Source organism: Mesorhizobium sp. WSM4847 (assembly GCF_055811335.1).
On sequence record NZ_JBVVPY010000012.1, the window covers coordinates 177,785 to 196,360 of the forward strand.

Here is an 18,576-nt window from a genome sequence, read left to right on the forward strand (position 1 = left end):
CGGGTCCTCCTCTTCGTTCCGGTCCTTCGGATGCGGTCTGCCTTCTACGGCGGGCCTTTCCGGTCGCTTTTGCCGCCCACCCCGCTTCCGGGGGGAGGGCGCAATTGGCGAACGGAGGAACAGACAATGCGTGCAAACAACAAGCATTCGGGCAGCCGACAGGCTGGCGCGGGCAAGGGCGGGCGCTCAGTCGCCAGCCTCTATCAGGAGATCACAGACCGCATCATTGCCGAACTGGAGCGCGGCACCGTGCCATGGGTCAAGCCCTGGGGCAGGGCAAAGGCAGCCCTTGGCCTTCCCAGGAATGCAGCCACCCAGCGCCGCTATTCCGGCATCAATATCCTGATCCTGTGGGGCGCCGTCATCGAGCGCTCATACCCCAGCCAGAACTGGCTCACCTTCCGGCAGGCGCTTGCCCTTGGCGGCAATGTCAGGAAGGGCGAACACGGCACCACCATCGTGCATGCCGATCGCTTTGTCCCAAAGGACGAGAAGGAACGGGCCAAGGCCGATGGCGATGAGCCGCAGGCCGTGCCTTTTTTGAAGCGCTTCACCGTCTTCAATGTCGCGCAGTGCGATAACCTGCCCGAACATCTCTATGCCGCCGCCGAACCGCTGCCCGCGCGCCAGATCGTCCCGCAAGCCGAGGCGCTCATTCATGCAAGTGGTGCTGATTTCCGTATCGGTGGCGATCGCGCCTTCTACATGCCCGGCAGCGACACCATCCAGGTGCCGCCACAGCCGGCTTTCTTCCACCAGATCGACTACTACCGGACCTGCTTTCATGAACTTGGCCACTGGACCGGCCACCCGACGCGGCTTGCGCGCGACCTCTCCGGCTCGTTCGGTTCCAAGGCCTATGCGCGCGAGGAACTGGTCGCCGAAATCGCAGCGGCTTTCGTCTGCAGCAGTCTCGGCATTGAGCCGACGGTGCGCCACGCCGACTATATCGGCTCATGGCTGAAGGTGCTGCGCGAGGACAATCGCGCCATTTTCCGTGCCGCCAGCCATGCCTCGAAAGCCGCCGATTTCCTGCTTGGCCTCAATGCCGACGTCGAAAGCGAGGCGCATGCCGAGATCGAAGGTGAGGCGAATGCCGAGATCGCCGCGTGAGCGCGCTCCATCGCCATGCGCGAGCGCCTTGCGCTTCTGACGGCGCGCCGATGCGCGCCCGCGCGCGGCGCACCAGCCGCTCGTATCCGCCTGTTTCAAAAAGCCGCACTCAATCAGCCCGAACCGTCTTGAAGGAATTCCGCAATGATCCTGATCACCGATGAACTGCGCGCCCGGCTCCTCGCCAACGGCGCTGCCGACACCGAAACCGACCACGCACCGGTCGTGAAACTGTTCGATCCGGCCGGTCCTGCGATCTGGCTTCTGACCGAACTCGATGCAGACGGCGACACGCTGTTCGGCCTTTGCGACCTCGGCTTCGGCTTCCCTGAACTCGGCAGCGTCAGCCTTGCCGAACTCGAATCCATCAAGGGTCCGCTCGGACTGGGCATCGAGCGCGACCTTTATTTCATAGCGCGTTTTCCGCTGTCCGTTTATGCGGAGGCCGCGCGCAGCGCCGGCCAGATCACCCAAGCCGAGCGGCTTCTGCGGCAGGCAGCGGAAGCACTTGCCAAATCCCATTCCGAGCTTCCGCCAGACGCGGCGGAGCCAGAGCGCCGCTAGGCGCAAACCCGTCCCCGCCGCATCGGTCTTCGGTCTCTCCGGCGGGGACAATCGCACCCCAAACGAAGGAGAAAGACATGAAGCTTGCCCATATTCCGCTCGACCGACTGAATATTTCCGCCGTCAACATGCGCCACGGAAAACGCAGGCCCGACCTGTCCGACATTCTGCCGTCCGTCCGCGCGCGCGGCGTCCTCGTGCCGCTTCTGGTGCGGCCCAACGGCTCGCCGGAAAGCTTCGAGATCGTCGCCCGCCTCGACTCCGACGAAGTGTCGCAATGGGAGACGTTCTCACGGCTGATCAGAGAGGCGTGCGCTTGGGGCTGCTCGACCATCCGAGCGCAGCACTTCGCATGATGGTGGCGCATGCGATAGCCGATTCCGGCCTGTGGCAGGTTCGCCGCGAACCGTAGCGCGCTTGCAGCGAGATCGTGGCCGCAAGCCTCGCCGGAAGCAGGGCGGAAGCCGCGTTCGCCGAAAAACGGCGCGAGGTCTTGGCGCTGCTTGGGCAACCGGATGAGGATGGCACAATCGCTGGCGGCAATGGCGACGACTTCGGCACGGCAAGTATCTTCGCGCGGCTCCTGGCGCTCCGCGACGATCATGTCGCGCGCGTTCTCAGCATCGTCATGGCCGAGACACTTGAAGCCGGCAGCGCCGTCATCGAGGCGCTCGGCAAGCATCTGAATGTCGACATCGGCGCTTGCTGGCAACCGGACGACGCCTTGTTCGACCTGTTGCGCGACAAGGAAATTGCCAATTCCATACTTGCCGAAGTCGGCGGCAAACATGTCGCGGACGGCAATGTCGCCGAAAAGGTGAAGACGCAAAAGAAGATCATCCGCGACTTTCTTTCGGGCGATAACGCCGCAGACAAGTCGAGACCTGGCTGCCGTGCTGGATGAAATTCCGGTCGAAAGCTACACTGATCGAGGCGGCTTCCGCACCGCCGATCAATGGGCACGGGTCAGGTCGCTGTTCGTCTGCGAATAGCCTGTCACGGCCGGCCGCGGCTTCTCGGCAGCAGCCCTTCGGCACTGTACCCCGGTCGCAGTGGCTGCATGTTCGAGCTTCCTTTGCCCCGCATCGCGCACCAAAATCCAGGCCGGCAAACTCCTGATCCCCATGGATCGGTCCGCCCGCCCGATGCCTGATCTGCGCCCAACCTGCGGTCACGATCTCGATCGGCGTGGGCACCTGATCAGCCGCAGGCCTTGTAAATTCCCGCCCCTCCTGCCGGGCTGTAGCGACCGCGTTTCCCATGCTCTCCTGCTCTCTTCAAGGACCATTCCCCTGCGGCTGGCTTGTGACCTATGGGCGGATCCGGCCGCCCGAAACCCTCGCCGATCAGCTTTTTTCCCCGCCGCCTGCGGCGGCTTCCTCGCGCCGCTTCGCTTCAAAAAAGCTGCCCGCTCGGGTCCTCCGCTATCGCTTCGGCCCTGTCGGGTTCAGGCGGTCCGGACGCGCCCATTACGGTCCGCCATCGCAGGGGATGGTCCCCGGCGACAGCAAAAGGAGCTTCGAAATGACCGCGATCGGTTACGTCAACAAGCAGGAAAACGGCGGCTACAAGGGCCAGCTCAAGACGCTCAGCGTCCGCGCCGACATCGACATCGTCCCCAACCAGGCCAAGAGCGCCGACAACCATCCCGACTTCCGGGTGCTGACGCAAGGGGTCGAAGTTGGCGCCGGCTGGATCCGCACCGGCGAAACCTCCGGCAAGGACTATGTGAGCCTGTCTATTGCGGCGCCGGAGTTCGGACCGCGCAAGCTCTACGCCAATCTCGGCCGCGCCGCCGGCCAGGACGATGACGACACCTACGCCATCATCTGGAACCCGGCCGACTGATCGGCCGACCCGAGCCTCGCGCCCCAGCCGGCGCGGGGCTCATTCCCAGGCGCTCCAGCCAAACCCGTCCGCCCGAAAAGGCGGCGAAAACTCTCCCCGGACTCTTCGCCCGTCCCAGAGGCGATCTCGCTCGCCCATCCTCGCCCTCGCTTGTCCGAAGCGAAACGAGGATCACCATGGACGACGAAAACGAACGCGCGGCCCGCGCCAAAAAGGGCAGTCCCTTTCTCAGCACAGCCCAAGCAGCCTTCTATATCGGGCTCTCCCAGCGCACCCTGGAAAAGATGCGGCTCACGGGCGGCGGCCCGAAATTCCGCAAGCACGGCCGCTATGTCCGCTACCATATCGACGAACTCGACGGATGGTCGAAAGGACACCCGCAGTACGCCGGTAACGAAGGTGGTGAGGCCGGTTCCGGCCAAGCCGGCCAGGGAGGCCGAGCATGAGCCGGCGCCCTTCCATCCGTCTGATCGGCAGCCGCCTGCGGCGCCTCCAGGCACGCAAAACCATCGCCGCTGCCGTGATTGGACTGACCCTGATCGGCTTCGCCGGCACCGTCAAACTAAGGCCCTGGCTGGTCTGGAACGCCTCGGCCAGCGCGCCCGTCGGCCTCTATCGCCTCGGGCTTGCAGCACCGGCTCGGGGCGATCTGGTGCTCGTCCGCCCGCCAGAATCGCTCGCCGAACTCGCCGCCGAACGCGGCTATCTGCCCCGCAACGTGCCGCTGGTAAAACGTCTTGCGGCGCTGCCGGGCGACGAAGTCTGCACCTTCAATGACGCGGTCATCATCGACGGCGAGATCGTTGCGCGACGGCTGGCGAAGGATACCAGAGGCCGCCCGCTGCCACGGTGGAACGGGTGCCGGACACTCGCCGACAACGAAATCTTCCTGCTCGGCAGCGACGATATTCGGTCATTCGACAGCCGCTATTTCGGGCCGGTGCCGCGCGCAAATGTCGTCGGGAGGCTCGTGCCGCTATGGACCGAGTGACCCTCCTGATGTTCGGCATGATCGCCTTTGCGCCATGCGCCTGTTCCGCCTCGACCGGCGCTGAGCCGGTCGCCATCTCCCAAACTCCGCACCTTCAAAGGTGGCAGGAGTTCACAGACGAAGCAAGCAGACGCTTCCGTATTCCTCAGGCCTGGATTTACGCCGTCATGGATGCCGAAAGCGGCGGCAAGACCATGCTCGACGGCCTCCCAATTACCTCACGCGCGGGCGCAATGGGCCTCATGCAGGTGATGCCGGAAACGTATGAGGACATGCGTGCCGAGTACGGTCTGGGAGCCGATCCGCACGATCCGCGTGACAATATTCTCGCCGGAACCGCCTATCTCAGCGCCATGTTTGACCGCTTCGGATTCCCCGGCCTGTTTGCCGCCTATAACGCAGGACCCGAGCGCTACGAAGAGCATTTGAAGCGTGGGAAGCCGCTGCCCAAGGAGACAGCTGCCTATCTTAAACAGCTCAGGGGGAAGGGGATTTCGGCAGACGACATTGATCAATTCGAAGGGGACTCCAAGGCGCCAAACAGCCAAAACGCTCCCTCCGGCCGCTCGCTCTTCTTCCTTCGTAACGGCGTTCGCGCCGGCGAAGCGAAAGGCGATCTCTTTGTGCCGCTGCGCGTCAATCGCGCTCGGACGAAACCGAATGGCGGGTGACTCGGCGAGCGGGGCGGTTTTGCGGCGAAAGAGCGGGTGCGGAAGCCGGAAAGCGGAAGGGCGGCGTAAGGCAAGATAAAGGCATTGCCTCCAGGAGGCGGCGAAGTGTTTGTCTGCACATCGTTTTTCCCGGAGGCTGCCGGCAGAGCCGGGAGTGTGGGACACGCAAGTATCTGACACTGCTTGAGATTTCTGGGAGGCCACGATGCAGGATGACGAATTCAGGCCGAAGCTCGGCAGAATAGGCTCGCGCGGCTCGAAGGCAGGCAAACGCTTCGCCAGCCAGGTCCAGGCGGCGATCAACAGAGCCGGCGGCCGGCCCCAGCGCGGCGGCCGCTTTAACGGCAGCCGGGCAGGGCGCGGCGGAGCGGCCGCCGCGCTGCTGAAATCACGCAACAGGTATGCTGCCTTCCGGCAGCGGCGGGTGGTGGTCAAGGCGCGCGTCGTCAAGCTGGCCGGCAAAGGCCAGGGTGGGGCGCGTGCGCATCTGCGCTACATCCAACGCGACGGCGTTACCCGGGAAGGCGCGCCTGGCGAGCTCTACGGCGCCGACAGTGATCGCGTCGAGAGCAAGGCCTTCCTTGATCGTGCCGATGGCGATCGGCATCAATTCCGCTTCATCGTCGCACCCGAAGACGGCATCCAGTATGACGACCTGAAGCCACTCACGCGCCGGCTCATGGCGCAGATGGAGGAGGATCTCGGCACGAAGCTCGACTGGGTTGCCGTCGATCATTTCAACACCGGCCACCCGCACACCCATATCATCGTCCGTGGCAAGGACGACCGCGGCGAGAACCTCGTCACTGCGCGGGAATATATCTCAAGCGGAATCCGCGAACGGACCGCCGAGCTGGTCAGCCTCGATCTCGGTCCACGAACCGATCGCGAGATCGAGCACCGCCTGCGCCAGGAAATGGAGCAGGAGCGCTTCACCAGCATCGACCGGCAGCTGCTCAGCATGCGCGACAGCGATGGACTGGTTTCTCCGGTCGGCCGCGACGCCTTTCGACAGACCCTGCACCAGGGCCGCCTGCGCAAACTCGGACGGATGGGTCTGGCCGAGGAGATCAGCTCCGGCCGCTGGCGCCTCGACGATGAGCTCGAAGCGACACTGCAGCGCATCGGCGAGCGCGGTGACATAATCAAGACGATGCACCGAGACATTGCGGGTAGAGGACTATCCCGAAGTGCAGCCGACTGTGTGATCCACGATCAATCCGGGCAGCTCGCGCAACCTTTCGTTGGCCGCCTTGTGGCGCGCGGGCTTGCCGACGAGATCAACGACCGCCACTACCTCATTGTGGATGGGGTGGACGGGAAAAGCCACTACATCGATGTCGGCAAAGGCGAGGCCACCGAACCGACGCCCGAGGGCTGCATCGTCCGTGTCACGCCGAGAAACACCGGGCCGAGGCAGGTTGACCGCACCGTCGCCGAGATCGCTGCCGTCCACGGCGGGCGCTACAATGTTGATTTCCACCTGAAGCATGATCCGTCTGCCAGCGAACGCTTCGCCGAAACCCATGTGCGTCGTCTGGAAGCCATTCGCCGCGAAACCGGCACTGTCAGGCGCGAAGCCGACGGCACATGGATTATCGCGCCGAACCATCTCGACCAAGTCGCCGACTACGAGCGCAAGCGAGCCATGGCTGTGCCTGTTGTCGTCGACAAGCTCTCATCAATGCCGCTGGATCAGCAAATCGGGTTCGACGGTGCCACCTGGATCGACCGGGAAATGGTTTCCGATTCACCGGAGGCCCTGCGCAACTCCGGCTTTGGCCGTGACGTGCGGGAGGCGCAAGCCCGCAGGCGGCAATGGCTGATTGCTCAGGGTCTCGCGCATGAAGAGCAGGACCGCACCGTCTATCGCGCCAACATGATTTCGATCCTCCGCCAGCGTGAACTGAACCGTGTTGCCGGTTCGCTCTCGGAAGAGCTCGGTCTGTCCTATGCTGAAGTGCGACCCGGAGACCGGGTACAAGGCACTCTCCGCCGCTCAGTTGAGCTCGCCAGCGGCAAATACGCCCTTATCGAGAAATCGCGCGAGTTTGTGCTCGTCCCGTGGCGGCCGGTGCTCGAGCGGCATATCGGCAAAGAGATTTCTGGCATAGTGCAGCGAGACGGTATCTCCTGGAACATCGGTCGGCAAAGGAGTGGGCCTAGCGTTTCATAACTTGTGTGGCAGCCATGCGTGAGTGCGGTGTGCCTTGGACTGGCCCGGCAACCAAGGCGTTCCGAGAGCGTGAGTGCCACCAGCTCTGGTAGGTCTATCGGACCAACGACAGCGCGCCCGTGGCCAATTGCGATCCCATTCTAACCAAGATGCTCGGGCTCGCGCCAGATCGCCGTTAAGCGTGCCGGAGCTCGCGCAAACGTTGAGGACATTTGCTGAACCAGCTCGACAAAAAAGAAGGGATCGAGCTCCTCCCGGCTGCTGTTGCTGTGGATGCCGTTCCACATGGCATGAGGATAAGGGCATTCCGAGCAACGAGTCCGCCTCCGCTTCAATGGCTCGCGAACGATCTGACGAGGTCGAGCAGTTTGGCCATGCGCTTCGAGCATCAGAGTATCGCCGCTTTCCAAGCTGATCGGTGGACGAGGTGAACCGCTCTTATGCTCGGAAAAGGCGAGGCTCGTCGCACCGATGGGTGTAACGATGTCGACATCGGCGATAAACGTTACGAGCATCGTCGGCTGTAGGCGAGCATCATGCTTCCGTCCCAATTCGGGAGGGAGCCATGAGCAGCCCCAACACCTCAAAAATTGGCCTTGCCTACTCAAAAGACCGCGACCGTGCGCAGCCGATTCATAACCCAGCAACGGCACATAAAAACGAACTGCTGCTGCGCATGTCTCCGGCCAACCCGCAATTGCTCAGCCCACACCTTCACCGCAGCTATCTGCCATTGAGAACCCAACTCGAAACCGCAAACGCCCCTATAGAGGCTGTCTACTTCTTTGAGATGGGGATCGGCCCAGTGGTGGCGAAACTCCGGCCGGAGCTCGACGCCGAAGTTGTCGTAGTCCGGTTTTTGTAGCACATCAGCTGTCCGCTTTGGGTTGACGGCGAAGCCCGGATGAAAGCGGAAGAACACCCGGGGCCGCTTGCTGGTTCAGGTGACTGCTGCGGCAGGCTCCTGCGCATGTGCTTGTCGCTGCCCTTGCGTCGTTTCCGGTGAAGCGCCGACCTCGTGTCGAGACGCAGTCAAGGTTGGCCGCCGCGCTACCGCGGGCGCCGGCTGCGACGCTTCCAGGCCACGCCTTGAGGGGCGTTGAGCCGCCGGCCGGGATGTCAGCGTGCCGATGGAAGTCAGGGTCGTTGCCACGCGCTGTTTGGCATTGTCCAGAACTGATGAGTTTGGCGCAAGTTCCAGACGGCCGACAGTGCGCGTGAGCAAACATGCAGGAGTTTGCCAAGGCGGCCAGCAAGGCAGTCGAACAGGCAAAGGGAAGGTCCGGGTGACTGCATCCCTCAGCGGAGATGACGAGTAGCCCGCCGCTTCGATCTGATGAGTTCAAGCAGCTCAGCCTCATCCGCGTCAGCCTCTTCTTCCAACGCGACCAAAATATCCAGGGCGAGGTTGTCGGCCTCCAACGATGAGCGGGCGATATGCTCGTCACTGCATATCTGGTCGAATACCCGTTGGCATAGATCGAGATCGGCAGGGTATAGACCGGCCCGTTTGAACGGCATTTTGAAAACCCCTAAGCATTGTAGCAGTCAATGGATCTAAGGGCCGTTAACTGGGCGAGTCAACAGCATGTAAAAAGCGGACATTGCGATGATCGTTACGCCTCAGCCGACTACGGAAACTCGTCCCAACTGGCGGTTGGTGGACGCAAGCCGGCACCGCGCGTACCGTTTCTCGCTGGTCAACACGTCCTCTTCTATCCATTGGCTGGATGGCAGCCATCCCAACAATCGATTTTACCTGTTTTACCGAATTCTACTAGGAGGCTCAGCGCCGGGCGGTGTCCTTCGGGTCGGCTGAGGCTACCGGGAAGAATTCGGAGACGATCATGTGCGGGATTGTTGGCATCGTTGGGCATCAGCCGGTGTCTGATCGGTTGGTCGACGCTTTGAAGCGTCTCGAATATCGAGGATATGACTCAGCCGGCGTTGCCACCATCACCGAGGGCTCGTTGCACTGCCGGCGCGCCAAGGGCAAGCTCATCAATCTCGAGACGAGGTTGAAGGAAGAGCCGCTGAGTGGCACCATCGGCATCGCACACACGCGCTGGGCAACGCATGGGGCACCGACTGAGCGCAACGCGCACCCGCACTTTACGGACGGTGTGGCCGTCGTTCACAACGGCATTATCGAGAATTTCGCCGAGTTGAAGGACGAACTGGTGGCGGCGGGCGCCGAGTTCCAGACCGACACCGACACCGAGGTCGTCGTGCATCTCTTGGCAAGACACCGCCGGGAGGGCATGGGGCGGGGTGAGGCAATGCACGCCATGCTGAAGCGCGTCAGGGGCGCCTACGCGCTTGCCATTCTCTTCGAGGATGATCCGTCGACCATCATGGCGGCGCGCAATGGACCACCGCTGGCGATCGGTCACGGCGACGGTGAGATGTTCCTGGGCTCCGACGCCATGGCGCTAGCTCCCTTCACAAATGCAATCACATATCTCGTCGACGGCGACTGGGCCGTTATCGGCAAGGCAGGCGCCGATATCTTCGATTTCGATGGCCATCCCGTCGAACGTCCGCGCCAGACTTCCACGGCCGGGGCATACCTGGCCAATAAGGGCAACCGTCGCCACTTCATGGAGAAGGAAATTTACGAGCAGCCCGAGGTCATCGCCCGTGCGCTCGGTCATTACATCAACTTCGAAGGGAATCGCGTCGATACGGTTTCGAGCATAGATTTCGCCAGCATCCCGAGCCTGGCGATCTCGGCTTGCGGCACCGCCTATCTGGCCGGACTGATCGCAAAATACTGGTTCGAGCGCTATTCGCGCCTGCCGGTCGAAATCGACGTTGCGTCCGAATTCCGCTACCGGGAGATCCCGTTGCCGCCGGAATCGGCGGCTCTTTTCATTTCGCAATCCGGCGAAACCGCCGATACGCTCGCGTCCCTGAGGTACTGCAAGGGGCGTGGGCTGAAAACCGGCGCTGTCGTCAATTCCCGCGAATCGACCATCGCTCGGGAGGCCGACGCGATCTTCCCGATCCTTGCCGGCCCGGAGATCGGCGTCGCCTCCACCAAGGCTTTCACGTGCCAGCTTGCGGTTCTGGCCACACTCGCCATCGGCGCTGCCAAGGACCGTGGAACGCTAACTGAATATGAGGTGAAGGCGCTCGTCCGGAGCCTTGCCGAAATGCCGGGCGTCATGGGCCGGGTACTGAACAGCATCCAGCCAGATATCGAGCTCCTGTCGCGCGAACTGTCAAAGTGTCATGGTGTCCTGTATATTGGCCGCGGCACCAGTTTCCCACTGGCGATGGAAGGTGCGCTGAAGCTCAAGGAGATTTCCTACATCCATGCTGAGGGCTATGCGGCTGGCGAATTGAAGCATGGTCCGATCGCATTGATAGACGAGAACATGCCAGTGATCGTCATCGCGCCCCATGATCGCTTTTTCAACAAGACCGTCTCCAATATGGAGGAAGCGGCCGCCCGTGGAGGGCGGATTATCCTCATCACCGATGAAAATGGGGCCGCTGCGTCGAAACTCAACACGATGCATACGATCGTGCTGCCGGCCGTCGACGAGATTATCGCACCTATGATTTTCTCGCTGCCGATACAGCTTCTTGCCTATCATACGGCGGTCTCCATGGGCAAAGATGTCGATCAGCCGCGCAATCTCGCAAAATCGGTCACCGTCGAATGATTGTGACGCCCTCATAGGTGGCATGCGTCCATCGGAAATACACTTCAAAGCGTCACCGGCATTTGGATGTCGACGAGACGCAGATCAGGTCTGCGACCAAGTGGGCATATTTGCTCCACCGCAAGTTTTCAGTCTGAGCGATTCTGCCCATTCCCTCATCGCACCTGGTCGTGCGTAGTGCGCATTTCAGTTCACATCGCGCCGCGCGATGCTTGGCCCCGCATGTACAGAACTGCGGAGCAAGCCAATGACGCCTACGAAGTTGCTGATTGGGCAGATCGCCGTCGTGTTCGCAATCGTGATACTCGGCGTATGGGCGGCCACGCAGTGGTGCGCCCACATGCTCGGCCATCAACCGCCACTCGGCGCGCCATGGTTAGTCGCGGCTGGCTGGCAGATCTACAAGCCGTGGAAACTGTTCGAATGGTGGTTCCACTTCGACGCTTATGCGCCCGAGGTCTTCGATAAGGCCGGTGCGCTTGCCGGCGCCAGTGGGTTCGTGGGCTGTGCCGCCGCGATCGCCGGCTCGCTCTGGCGGGCGCGACAGCTCGGGTCGGTCACCACATATGGGTCGTCAAGGTGGGCCGCGACTCACGAGATCGACACGGCAGGGCTGTTTAGGCCGGCCGGCGTTTTCCTAGGCAAGCTGAAGGATCGCTATCTTCGCCATGACGGGCCCGAGCACGTCATGGCCTTTGCCCCAACACGATCAGGCAAGGGCATCGGACTGGTTGTTCCAACTCTTCTGTCCTGGACCGGCTCGGCCGTCATTCACGATATCAAAGGCGAGAACTGGCAGTTGACCTCCGGCTGGCGCTCGAAGTTCTCCTACTGTCTCCTGTTCAATCCGACCGATCCGAGGTCGGCGCGCTATAACCCGCTGCTGGAGGTACGAAAAGGTCCAGACGAGGTCCGCGACGTCCAGAACATCGCCGACATCCTGGTAGATCCGGAAGGCGCGCTGGACCGGCGGAACCACTGGGAGAAAACCAGTCACTCACTGTTGGTCGGTGCCATTTTGCACGTGCTTTACGCCGAAGAGGAAAAGACGCTCGCTCGCGTCGCCACCTTCCTGTCGGACCCGCAACGCTCGTTTGCCGCGACACTACGGCGGATGATGACGACCAACCATCTCGGCGCGGCGGATAAGCCCCAGGTCCATCCTGTCGTGGCCTCGGCAGCTCGCGAGGTGTTGAACAAGTCGGAGAACGAGCGTTCGGGCGTTCTTTCGACCGCCATGTCGTTTCTCGGCCTCTATCGCGATCCTACGGTGGCGGCAGCGACATCAGCCTGCGACTGGCGCATTGCCGATCTCCTGGATGCTGAGCGACCGATGTCACTCTATCTGGTCGTGCCGCCATCGGACATCTCGCGCACGAAGCCGCTGGTGCGACTTGTGCTCAATCAGATCGGCAGGCGTCTGACGGAGCGGCTGGAGGGGGATCCTAAGAAGAGCAGGAACCATCAACTGCTCATGATGCTGGACGAATTCCCGGCGCTCGGTCGCCTTGATTTCTTCGAAACCGCGCTCGCTTTCATGGCCGGCTATGGCATCCGTGCATATCTGATCGCGCAATCCTTGAACCAGATCTCCAAGGCGTATGGGGACAACAATGCCATTCTCGACAACTGCCATGTGCGGATTGCCTTTTCCTCCAATGACGAGCGCACGGCCAAACGCATTTCGGACGCGCTCGGCACGGCGACGGAGCTGAGGTCCATGCGCAACTATGCCGGCCATCGCTTGGCGCCCTGGCTGTCGCACGTGATGGTTAGCCGCCAGGAGACCGCCCGCCCACTATTGACACCGGGCGAGGTGATGCAGTTGCCGCAAGCCGATGAACTGGTGTTGGTTTCAGGGCTGCCGCCGATCCGGGCGAAAAAGCTGCGCTACTACCAGGATCGAAATTTCACCGAGCGCGTGCTTTCTGCGCCGGTATTGTGCGACGGCGCCTACGCGGATCGGCCAGTACCGCGTCCGGACTGTTGGATCGGGCAGGTGCGGGGCGTTGACCGCCGTCTTGCTGGCCGCGGCGAAAGCGCGGGCGAGGCAATTGAAGATGAAGGAGGTGTCCAGCAACAGCGACATCCGGGTCTGCCTGAAGAGCATACAGCCGTCACTCTGGAGCCCGACCGGGACGACCTGCTCAAGCCCGCGGACGATGATAGCGAGGCAGTTGCCGACAGGCGCGTGATGGACCGAATTTCCACTGCCGCACGCGCCTATGGCATCAACGAGGGGACGGGCGACAACAAGGACATCGTGCCCGGCTTCTGAAAGAAGCTGCCGAAGGCAGAGCGCAAATCAGCGTAGATAACGGCCATAAGCAATTTCGAGGAAGTCGCCGATGCTCGTTCCCGCCCGCGCAACAGCGCTGGGACAGTTGGAACGAGCCACATGAGCCCTCAGCGCATTCGTCATCAGTTTCTGCTCGAACCCGACCTGAGCAAGAAACTGGACGACCTCAACCGCGATCCATCGACGACCAAATCAGCGATCGTGGCGAAGGCAGTCGAGGCCTTTATCGAGCGGCGTGGCGAGAACGAGCTCGACCGGCGCTACGGCGTAAGGCTCGACCGTCTTTCTCGTGACCTCGGTCATCTCAGACGCGACGTCGAGATGATCCTAGAGAGCCTGGCGCTCTTCATTCGCTTTTCCATCACGCTTCATGCTCACACGCCAGTCCCGGACAGGGCGACGCAGGCGATTGCCCAGGAGCGCTTCGACAAATTCGTCGAGCAGGTGGGCCGCCAGATCGCCTCCGGCAAACGGTCGCTTGGGACGGATAATGGCGGGGGAGGGGAAGGATGAGTTCTCATCCGGAGGTCGACCATCGCCATCGTGCCATGTTGCGCACCGCCATGGGCCCGGCAATCGCTGAGGCCCTTGCCGATTCATCTGTTGTCGAGGTGATGGTCAATCCCGACGGTGCGCTGCGGCTCGACCGGCTGGGAGAAGGTCGGGTCGGTACCGGCGTGCATATGCACCCATCCGAGGCGGAACGCATCGTTCGCCTGGTCGCTTCCCATGTGCGTGCCGAGGCGCATGCGGGTAGTCCGATCGTCAGCGCCGAACTGCCCTCGGGCGAGCGCTTCGAGGGGTTGTTGCCGCCAGTCGTTCTGGCGCCATGCTTCGCCATCCGTAAACCGGCCGCAAAACTCTACACGTTGGCCAACTATGTCGCCGACCAAATCATGCTGCCGCTGCAGGCCGATGCGCTGAGGAAGGCCGTGCGCGAGCGGCGCAACATATTGGTCGCAGGCGGCACGTCGTCGGGTAAAACCACGCTCGCCAATGCGCTGCTGGTCGAAGTCGCGGAATGCGACGAGCGGGTGATCTTGATCGAAGACACACGCGAGCTGCAGTGCGCTGCCAAGGACTGCGTTGCACTCAGGACAAGACGGGGCTCGGTGACGCTTGCCGATCTCGTACGCTCGACGCTGCGGCTCAGGCCCGACCGCATCGTCGTCGGCGAAGTCCGGGGTGCGGAAGCCCTCGATATGCTGAAGGCATGGAACACTGGCCACCCCGGCGGCATCGCAACGGTTCACGCCAATTCGGCGCGCTCCGCCCTCTACCGGATCGAGCAACTCGCGCAGGAAGCCGTCGTCACTGTACCACGCCGTCTGATCGCCGATGCCATCGATCTGATTGTCTTCATCGCCGGGCGCGGATCCTCGCGCCGCATTGACGCCATCGCCGAGGTCATCGGTCTCGACGGCAGCGGCGATTACGCCGTCACCCAACTGACGCTCCCGCAACTTCAGCAGTTTTGAAAGGCCAATTCATGTGCAAGAAGCTTCGCTTTCTTTCGTCCACCGCGCTCGTGCTTGTTCTCACGGTCTCAGCCCGCGCAGCAGGCTCCGGCATGCCTTGGGAACAGCCGCTGCAACAGATCCTGGAGTCTGTACAGGGACCGGTCGCCAAGATTATCGCCGTGATCATCATCATCACCACGGGCTTAACCCTTGCCTTCGGTGACACCGCAGGCGGTTTCCGCCGGCTGATCCAGATCGTCTTCGGGCTGTCGATCGCCTTCGCGGCATCGAGCTTCTTTCTCTCCTTCTTCTCCTTTGGCGGCGGAGCACTCGTCTGATGGCCGCTGGAGAGCAGCATATTGAGGGCTTCGCGGTTCCCGTTCACCGGGCATTGACCGAAGCCATCCTGCTGGGCGGTGCACCGCGAGCGGTGGCGATCCTCAACGGCACGGTGGCCGCAGCTATCGGCCTCGGTTTGCAGCAGTGGATCGCAGGGCTGGTGCTGTGGATTGCCGGCCACACGCTGGCGGTCTTTGCCACAAGACGCGATCCAGACTTCGCCAGCGTGCTCGTTCGTCACCTTCGTCTGAAGGGATGGTTGGGATGCTGAACCTGTCAGAATACCGCAGCAAAGCCGACAAACTTGCGGACCATCTGCCCTGGGCAGCGCTCGTCGCGCCCAGCATCGTGCTCAATAAGGACGGCAGCTTTCAGCGGACCTTACGGTTCCGCGGGCCCGATCTCGAAAGCGCGACGGAAGCAGAACTTGTCGGCATCTGCGCCCGGGCAAACAACGCGTTGAGAAGGCTCGGCTCCGGCTGGGCATTGTTCTTCGAAGCCGAGCGCATAGAGGCGCTCGACTATCCTAACTCAACCTTTCCCGACGCCGCGTCTTGGCTGGTCGATGAAGAACGACGCGCGGCCTTCGAGGGCAAGGTCGCGCATTACGAGAGCCGCTATCATCTGACTTTGCTGTTCATGCCGCCCCCGGACGCACGGGCGAGGGCTGAAAGCGCGCTCGTTGACGCACACCAATCTGGCGGCGGGAGAGACTGGCCCCAGGAGCTGGCGCGGTTTCGCGACGAGACCGACCGGGTCCTCGATCTTTTGTCCGGCTTCATGCCCGAGGTGCGCGTGCTCGACGATGCCGAGACCCTGACTTACCTGCACGGCACAATCTCGACCCGCCGCCATCCACTCGCTGTCCCGGAAACGCCGATGTATCTCGACGGCATCCTGGTCGACGCGCCGCTTACCGGCGGCTTGGAGCCTATGCTCGGCGAACACCATCTTCGCACCCTTACCGTCCTCGGATTCCCGAATCTCACCCGGCCCGGGATTCTCGACGCGTTGAATCATCAGGATTTCGCCTATCGCTGGGTGACGCGTTTCATCCCGCTCGACAAGACGGAAGCCACGAAGACGCTGACACGGTTGCGCCGCCAGTGGTTTGCCAAGCGCAAGTCGATCGCGGCCATCCTGCGCGAGGTCGTGACCAACGAACCTGTCCCGCTGGTCGACAGCGATGCCGACAACAAGGCGCTCGATGCCGACGCAGCCCTTCAGGCGTTGGGCGGCGACCATGTCGGCTTCGGTTATCTCACCACAACGGTGACAGTGTGGGATGAGGACCATCAAGCCGCCGCGGAGAAACTTCGCGCGGTCGAGCGCATCATCAATGGGCTCGGCTTCACCACCATCCGCGAAGGCGTCAATGCGGTCGAGGCGTGGCTCGGCTCGCTGCCTGGTCATATCTATGCCAATGTTCGCCAGCCGCTCGTTCACACATTGAACCTTGCGCATCTCATGCCGTTGTCGTCGGTCTGGGCAGGTCCTGCGGCGAACGAGCATCTCGCCAAGGTCACCCAGCGAGAGGCCTCGCCACTTCTGTTCGCAGAGACCAACGGGTCGACACCATTCCGGCTATCCACCCATGTCGACGATGTCGGCCACATGCTGATCGTTGGCCCGACCGGCGCCGGCAAATCGGTGCTGCTTGCCCTGATTGCGCTGCAGTTCCGGCGCTATGCCGGCGCGCAGGTCTATGTCTTCGACAAAGGCAATTCGGCGCGCGCGGCAGTCCTTGCCACGGGTGGAGAACACCACGCGCTGGGTGCTGACGGTGCGCTCGCCTTCCAGCCCCTGCGCAATATCGGCGACCAGGCTGCCCGCAGTTGGGCAGCCGAGTGGATTGCCGGCCTCATTGCGCATGAGAATGTCACCGTCACGCCGGAGGTGAAGGAGGCAATCTGGTCGGCACTCACCAGCCTTGCCACCGCGCCGGCGCAGGAACGCACGCTGACCGGCCTTTCGGTCCTGCTTCAGTCCAACGGGCTGAAGTCCGTGTTGATGCCCTACACGCTCGACGGTCCTTTCGGCCGCCTGCTCGACGCCGATGATGATCGGCTGGCCTTATCGAATGTGCAGTGTTTCGAGACGGAAGAGCTGATGCAGAGCCAAGGCGCTGTGCTGCCTGTGCTCACTTACGTCTTCCATCGTCTTGAAGAGCGGTTCGATGGACGGCCGACGCTGCTGATGCTCGACGAGGCTTGGGTCTATCTCGACAATCCGCTCTTTGCCGCCCGTATCCGCGAATGGCTGAAGGTGCTCCGAAAGCGGAATGTCTCGGTGATCTTCGCTACGCAATCGCTGGCTGATATCGCGGGCTCTTCAATCGCGCCGGCGATCATCGAGAGCTGCCCCCAGCGTATTTTCCTTCCCAATGATCGTGCTGTGGAACCGCAAGCGCGGGCAGCCTACGAGCGCTTCGGCTTGAACGAGCGGCAGATCGAATTGATCGCCCGCGCCACGCCCAAGCGCCACTACTATCTTCAGTCACGTAGCGGAAACCGTCTCTTCGAGCTCGGGCTTGGCCCCATCACTCTTGCGCTTTGCGGCGCTTCCGATCCGGCGACGCAGACCCTGATCGATAAAATCCAGTCCGAAGACGGGCAAGACAGCTTTGCCTCCCGCTTTCTGAGCGCGCGCGGCCTCGATTGGGCTGCCGAGCTTCTCCAGCAATTCCCTCAACCAGACATGGAGCAATCCTCATGATTGGACGCCGTCTTTTCACCAGCCTGATCACCGTTTCCCTGATCGCCAAGCCAATGGCCGACTATGTGCAGCCGGCCTACGCCCTTATCGTGTTCGACCCATCCAATTATGCGCAGAACGTGCTGACGGCGGCGCGCGCGCTGGAGCAGATCAACAACCAGATCCAGTCGCTGCAGAACCAGGCAACCATGCTGCAGAACATGGCGCGCAATCTTCAGCGTCTGGATTTCTCTTCCGTGGGCCAACTCACCGGTTCGCTCCATCGCATTGACGGTTTGATGGACCAGGCGAGTGGCCTCAGTTTTGATCTGGGCAAGCTTCAAGACCAGTGGCGCAGCCAATATCCAGAAAGCTACGAGGCCACGATCAAGGTCAGCGATGTGGCAACCGCTGCGCGCGAGCGCTGGCAGAGCGCCATGCAGGCGTTCCGCCAGACCATGCGGGCCCAGTCGCAGATCGTCGAGAACGTCCGCGCCGACGGCGACCTGCTTGCCGATCTCGTCAACCGCAGCCAAGGGGCAGCCGGTGCGCTTCAGGCAAGCCAGGCCACCAACCAGCTGATCGCGCTTTCAACTAAGCAGCAGATGCAGATCCAAACGCTGCTCGCGACTCAGTTTCGAGCTGAGGCCGAGGATGCCGCGCGCAAGGCGCAGTCCGAGGAAGCCGCCCGCGAGACAACCAAGCGCTTCCTGGGTACCGGCTCGGCCTATCCCGGCAACTGATCACCAA

Annotated in this window: 20 protein-coding genes; 18 read left to right on the top strand and 2 right to left on the bottom strand. The window is 62.2% G+C overall.

The window, feature by feature from the left end:
• Positions 1-126: 126 nt before the first annotated feature.
• From AC0L28_RS19070 to rlxS, 9 genes are all read left to right on the top strand, one after another.
• Positions 127-1,113, top strand: coding sequence for an ArdC family protein (locus tag AC0L28_RS19070; protein ID WP_473479464.1), 987 nt, complete (start codon positions 127-129; stop codon positions 1,111-1,113).
• Between the two features lie 144 nt (positions 1,114-1,257).
• Positions 1,258-1,677 carry a DUF2958 domain-containing protein gene (locus tag AC0L28_RS19075; protein WP_473479467.1) on the top strand — a complete coding sequence of 140 codons (420 nt, stop codon included), beginning with the start codon at positions 1,258-1,260 and terminating at the stop codon, positions 1,675-1,677.
• 77 nt (positions 1,678-1,754) lie between these two features.
• Positions 1,755-2,033: a hypothetical protein gene (locus tag AC0L28_RS19080; RefSeq protein ID WP_473479470.1), complete on the top strand. Its 279-nt coding sequence runs from the start codon at positions 1,755-1,757 to the stop codon at positions 2,031-2,033.
• Between the two features lie 74 nt (positions 2,034-2,107).
• On the top strand, positions 2,108-2,581 hold the full coding sequence (locus tag AC0L28_RS19085; RefSeq protein ID WP_473479472.1) for a hypothetical protein: 474 nt from the start codon (positions 2,108-2,110) through the stop codon (positions 2,579-2,581).
• Between the two features lie 620 nt (positions 2,582-3,201).
• Positions 3,202-3,525, top strand: a complete 324-nt coding sequence (locus tag AC0L28_RS19090; protein ID WP_065010508.1) for a DUF736 domain-containing protein — start codon at positions 3,202-3,204, stop codon at positions 3,523-3,525.
• Positions 3,526-3,701: 176 nt separating this feature from the next.
• Entirely contained in the window at positions 3,702-3,971 is a 270-nt protein-coding gene (locus tag AC0L28_RS19095) for a helix-turn-helix transcriptional regulator (RefSeq protein ID WP_473479475.1), read from the top strand.
• Positions 3,968-4,516 (top strand): conjugative transfer signal peptidase TraF, encoded by a 549-nt coding sequence (traF, locus tag AC0L28_RS19100; protein WP_473479478.1) that lies wholly within the window; start codon positions 3,968-3,970, stop codon positions 4,514-4,516. The genes AC0L28_RS19095 and traF overlap by 4 nt, the downstream gene beginning before the upstream one ends.
• Positions 4,504-5,187: a lytic transglycosylase domain-containing protein gene (locus AC0L28_RS19105; protein ID WP_473479481.1), complete on the top strand. Its 684-nt coding sequence runs from the start codon at positions 4,504-4,506 to the stop codon at positions 5,185-5,187. Before traF ends, AC0L28_RS19105 begins: the two co-directional genes overlap by 13 nt.
• A 205-nt stretch (positions 5,188-5,392) precedes the next feature.
• Complete coding sequence (gene rlxS, locus AC0L28_RS19110) at positions 5,393-7,363, top strand: relaxase/mobilization nuclease RlxS (protein ID WP_473479484.1); 1,971 nt, start codon at positions 5,393-5,395, stop codon at positions 7,361-7,363.
• Between the two features lie 140 nt (positions 7,364-7,503).
• Here the strand turns inward: rlxS and AC0L28_RS19115 are convergent, their stop codons facing one another.
• Positions 7,504-7,878 carry a hypothetical protein gene (locus tag AC0L28_RS19115; RefSeq protein WP_473479486.1) on the bottom strand — a complete coding sequence of 125 codons (375 nt, stop codon included), beginning with the start codon at positions 7,876-7,878 and terminating at the stop codon, positions 7,504-7,506.
• A 50-nt stretch (positions 7,879-7,928) separates the two neighbouring features.
• Between AC0L28_RS19115 and AC0L28_RS19120 the strand changes: the two genes are divergently transcribed.
• Positions 7,929-8,228, top strand: a complete 300-nt coding sequence (locus AC0L28_RS19120; RefSeq protein WP_473479488.1) for a hypothetical protein — start codon at positions 7,929-7,931, stop codon at positions 8,226-8,228.
• A 434-nt stretch (positions 8,229-8,662) separates the two neighbouring features.
• On the opposite strand, the gene AC0L28_RS19125 is transcribed toward AC0L28_RS19120, so the two are convergent.
• Positions 8,663-8,884 (bottom strand): hypothetical protein, encoded by a 222-nt coding sequence (locus AC0L28_RS19125; RefSeq protein ID WP_473479490.1) that lies wholly within the window; start codon positions 8,882-8,884, stop codon positions 8,663-8,665.
• 326 nt (positions 8,885-9,210) lie between these two features.
• On the opposite strand from AC0L28_RS19125, the gene glmS reads away from it, so the two are divergent.
• The 8 genes from glmS to trbJ all read left to right on the top strand — a co-directional run bounded on the left by glmS (position 9,211) and on the right by trbJ (position 18,569).
• Positions 9,211-11,034 (top strand): glutamine--fructose-6-phosphate transaminase (isomerizing), encoded by a 1,824-nt coding sequence (glmS, locus tag AC0L28_RS19130; protein WP_473479492.1) that lies wholly within the window; start codon positions 9,211-9,213, stop codon positions 11,032-11,034.
• A gap of 247 nt (positions 11,035-11,281) precedes the next feature.
• Complete coding sequence (locus AC0L28_RS19135) at positions 11,282-13,312, top strand: conjugal transfer protein TraG (RefSeq protein ID WP_473479495.1); 2,031 nt, start codon at positions 11,282-11,284, stop codon at positions 13,310-13,312.
• 120 nt (positions 13,313-13,432) lie between these two features.
• Positions 13,433-13,846: a CopG family transcriptional regulator gene (locus AC0L28_RS19140; protein WP_065010491.1), complete on the top strand. Its 414-nt coding sequence runs from the start codon at positions 13,433-13,435 to the stop codon at positions 13,844-13,846.
• Entirely contained in the window at positions 13,843-14,811 is a 969-nt protein-coding gene (gene trbB / locus AC0L28_RS19145; protein ID WP_473479497.1) for a P-type conjugative transfer ATPase TrbB, read from the top strand. Before AC0L28_RS19140 ends, trbB begins: the two co-directional genes overlap by 4 nt.
• A gap of 11 nt (positions 14,812-14,822) precedes the next feature.
• Positions 14,823-15,131, top strand: a complete 309-nt coding sequence (locus AC0L28_RS19150) for a TrbC/VirB2 family type IV secretion system protein (protein ID WP_008871922.1) — start codon at positions 14,823-14,825, stop codon at positions 15,129-15,131.
• Positions 15,131-15,403, top strand: coding sequence for a VirB3 family type IV secretion system protein (locus AC0L28_RS19155; protein WP_473479500.1), 273 nt, complete (start codon positions 15,131-15,133; stop codon positions 15,401-15,403). The genes AC0L28_RS19150 and AC0L28_RS19155 overlap by 1 nt, the downstream gene beginning before the upstream one ends.
• A complete protein-coding gene (trbE, locus tag AC0L28_RS19160) occupies positions 15,397-17,847 on the top strand; it encodes a conjugal transfer protein TrbE (RefSeq protein ID WP_473479503.1) in 2,451 nt (816 codons plus the stop codon). Before AC0L28_RS19155 ends, trbE begins: the two co-directional genes overlap by 7 nt.
• Positions 17,844-18,569: a P-type conjugative transfer protein TrbJ gene (gene trbJ / locus AC0L28_RS19165; protein WP_008871925.1), complete on the top strand. Its 726-nt coding sequence runs from the start codon at positions 17,844-17,846 to the stop codon at positions 18,567-18,569. The genes trbE and trbJ overlap by 4 nt, the downstream gene beginning before the upstream one ends.
• The last annotated feature ends 7 nt before the right edge of the window (positions 18,570-18,576 follow it).

Excerpts from the sequence above, each read along its gene's own strand:
- AC0L28_RS19070 (WP_473479464.1), top strand. The coding sequence starts at position 127 with ATGCGTGCAAACAACAAGCATTCGGGCAGCCGACAGGCTGGCGCGGGC.
- AC0L28_RS19075 (WP_473479467.1), top strand. The coding sequence starts at position 1,258 with ATGATCCTGATCACCGATGAACTGCGCGCCCGGCTCCTCGCCAACGGC.
- AC0L28_RS19080 (WP_473479470.1), top strand. The coding sequence starts at position 1,755 with ATGAAGCTTGCCCATATTCCGCTCGACCGACTGAATATTTCCGCCGTC.
- AC0L28_RS19090 (WP_065010508.1), top strand. The coding sequence starts at position 3,202 with ATGACCGCGATCGGTTACGTCAACAAGCAGGAAAACGGCGGCTACAAG.
- AC0L28_RS19095 (WP_473479475.1), top strand. The coding sequence starts at position 3,702 with ATGGACGACGAAAACGAACGCGCGGCCCGCGCCAAAAAGGGCAGTCCC.
- traF (WP_473479478.1), top strand. The coding sequence starts at position 3,968 with ATGAGCCGGCGCCCTTCCATCCGTCTGATCGGCAGCCGCCTGCGGCGC.
- AC0L28_RS19105 (WP_473479481.1), top strand. The coding sequence starts at position 4,504 with ATGGACCGAGTGACCCTCCTGATGTTCGGCATGATCGCCTTTGCGCCA.
- rlxS (WP_473479484.1), top strand. The coding sequence starts at position 5,393 with ATGCAGGATGACGAATTCAGGCCGAAGCTCGGCAGAATAGGCTCGCGC.
- AC0L28_RS19115 (WP_473479486.1), bottom strand. The coding sequence starts at position 7,878 with ATGCTCGTAACGTTTATCGCCGATGTCGACATCGTTACACCCATCGGT.
- AC0L28_RS19120 (WP_473479488.1), top strand. The coding sequence starts at position 7,929 with ATGAGCAGCCCCAACACCTCAAAAATTGGCCTTGCCTACTCAAAAGAC.
- AC0L28_RS19125 (WP_473479490.1), bottom strand. The coding sequence starts at position 8,884 with ATGCCGTTCAAACGGGCCGGTCTATACCCTGCCGATCTCGATCTATGC.
- glmS (WP_473479492.1), top strand. The coding sequence starts at position 9,211 with ATGTGCGGGATTGTTGGCATCGTTGGGCATCAGCCGGTGTCTGATCGG.
- AC0L28_RS19135 (WP_473479495.1), top strand. The coding sequence starts at position 11,282 with ATGACGCCTACGAAGTTGCTGATTGGGCAGATCGCCGTCGTGTTCGCA.
- AC0L28_RS19140 (WP_065010491.1), top strand. The coding sequence starts at position 13,433 with ATGAGCCCTCAGCGCATTCGTCATCAGTTTCTGCTCGAACCCGACCTG.
- trbB (WP_473479497.1), top strand. The coding sequence starts at position 13,843 with ATGAGTTCTCATCCGGAGGTCGACCATCGCCATCGTGCCATGTTGCGC.
- AC0L28_RS19150 (WP_008871922.1), top strand. The coding sequence starts at position 14,823 with ATGTGCAAGAAGCTTCGCTTTCTTTCGTCCACCGCGCTCGTGCTTGTT.
- AC0L28_RS19155 (WP_473479500.1), top strand. The coding sequence starts at position 15,131 with ATGGCCGCTGGAGAGCAGCATATTGAGGGCTTCGCGGTTCCCGTTCAC.
- trbE (WP_473479503.1), top strand. The coding sequence starts at position 15,397 with ATGCTGAACCTGTCAGAATACCGCAGCAAAGCCGACAAACTTGCGGAC.
- trbJ (WP_008871925.1), top strand. The coding sequence starts at position 17,844 with ATGATTGGACGCCGTCTTTTCACCAGCCTGATCACCGTTTCCCTGATC.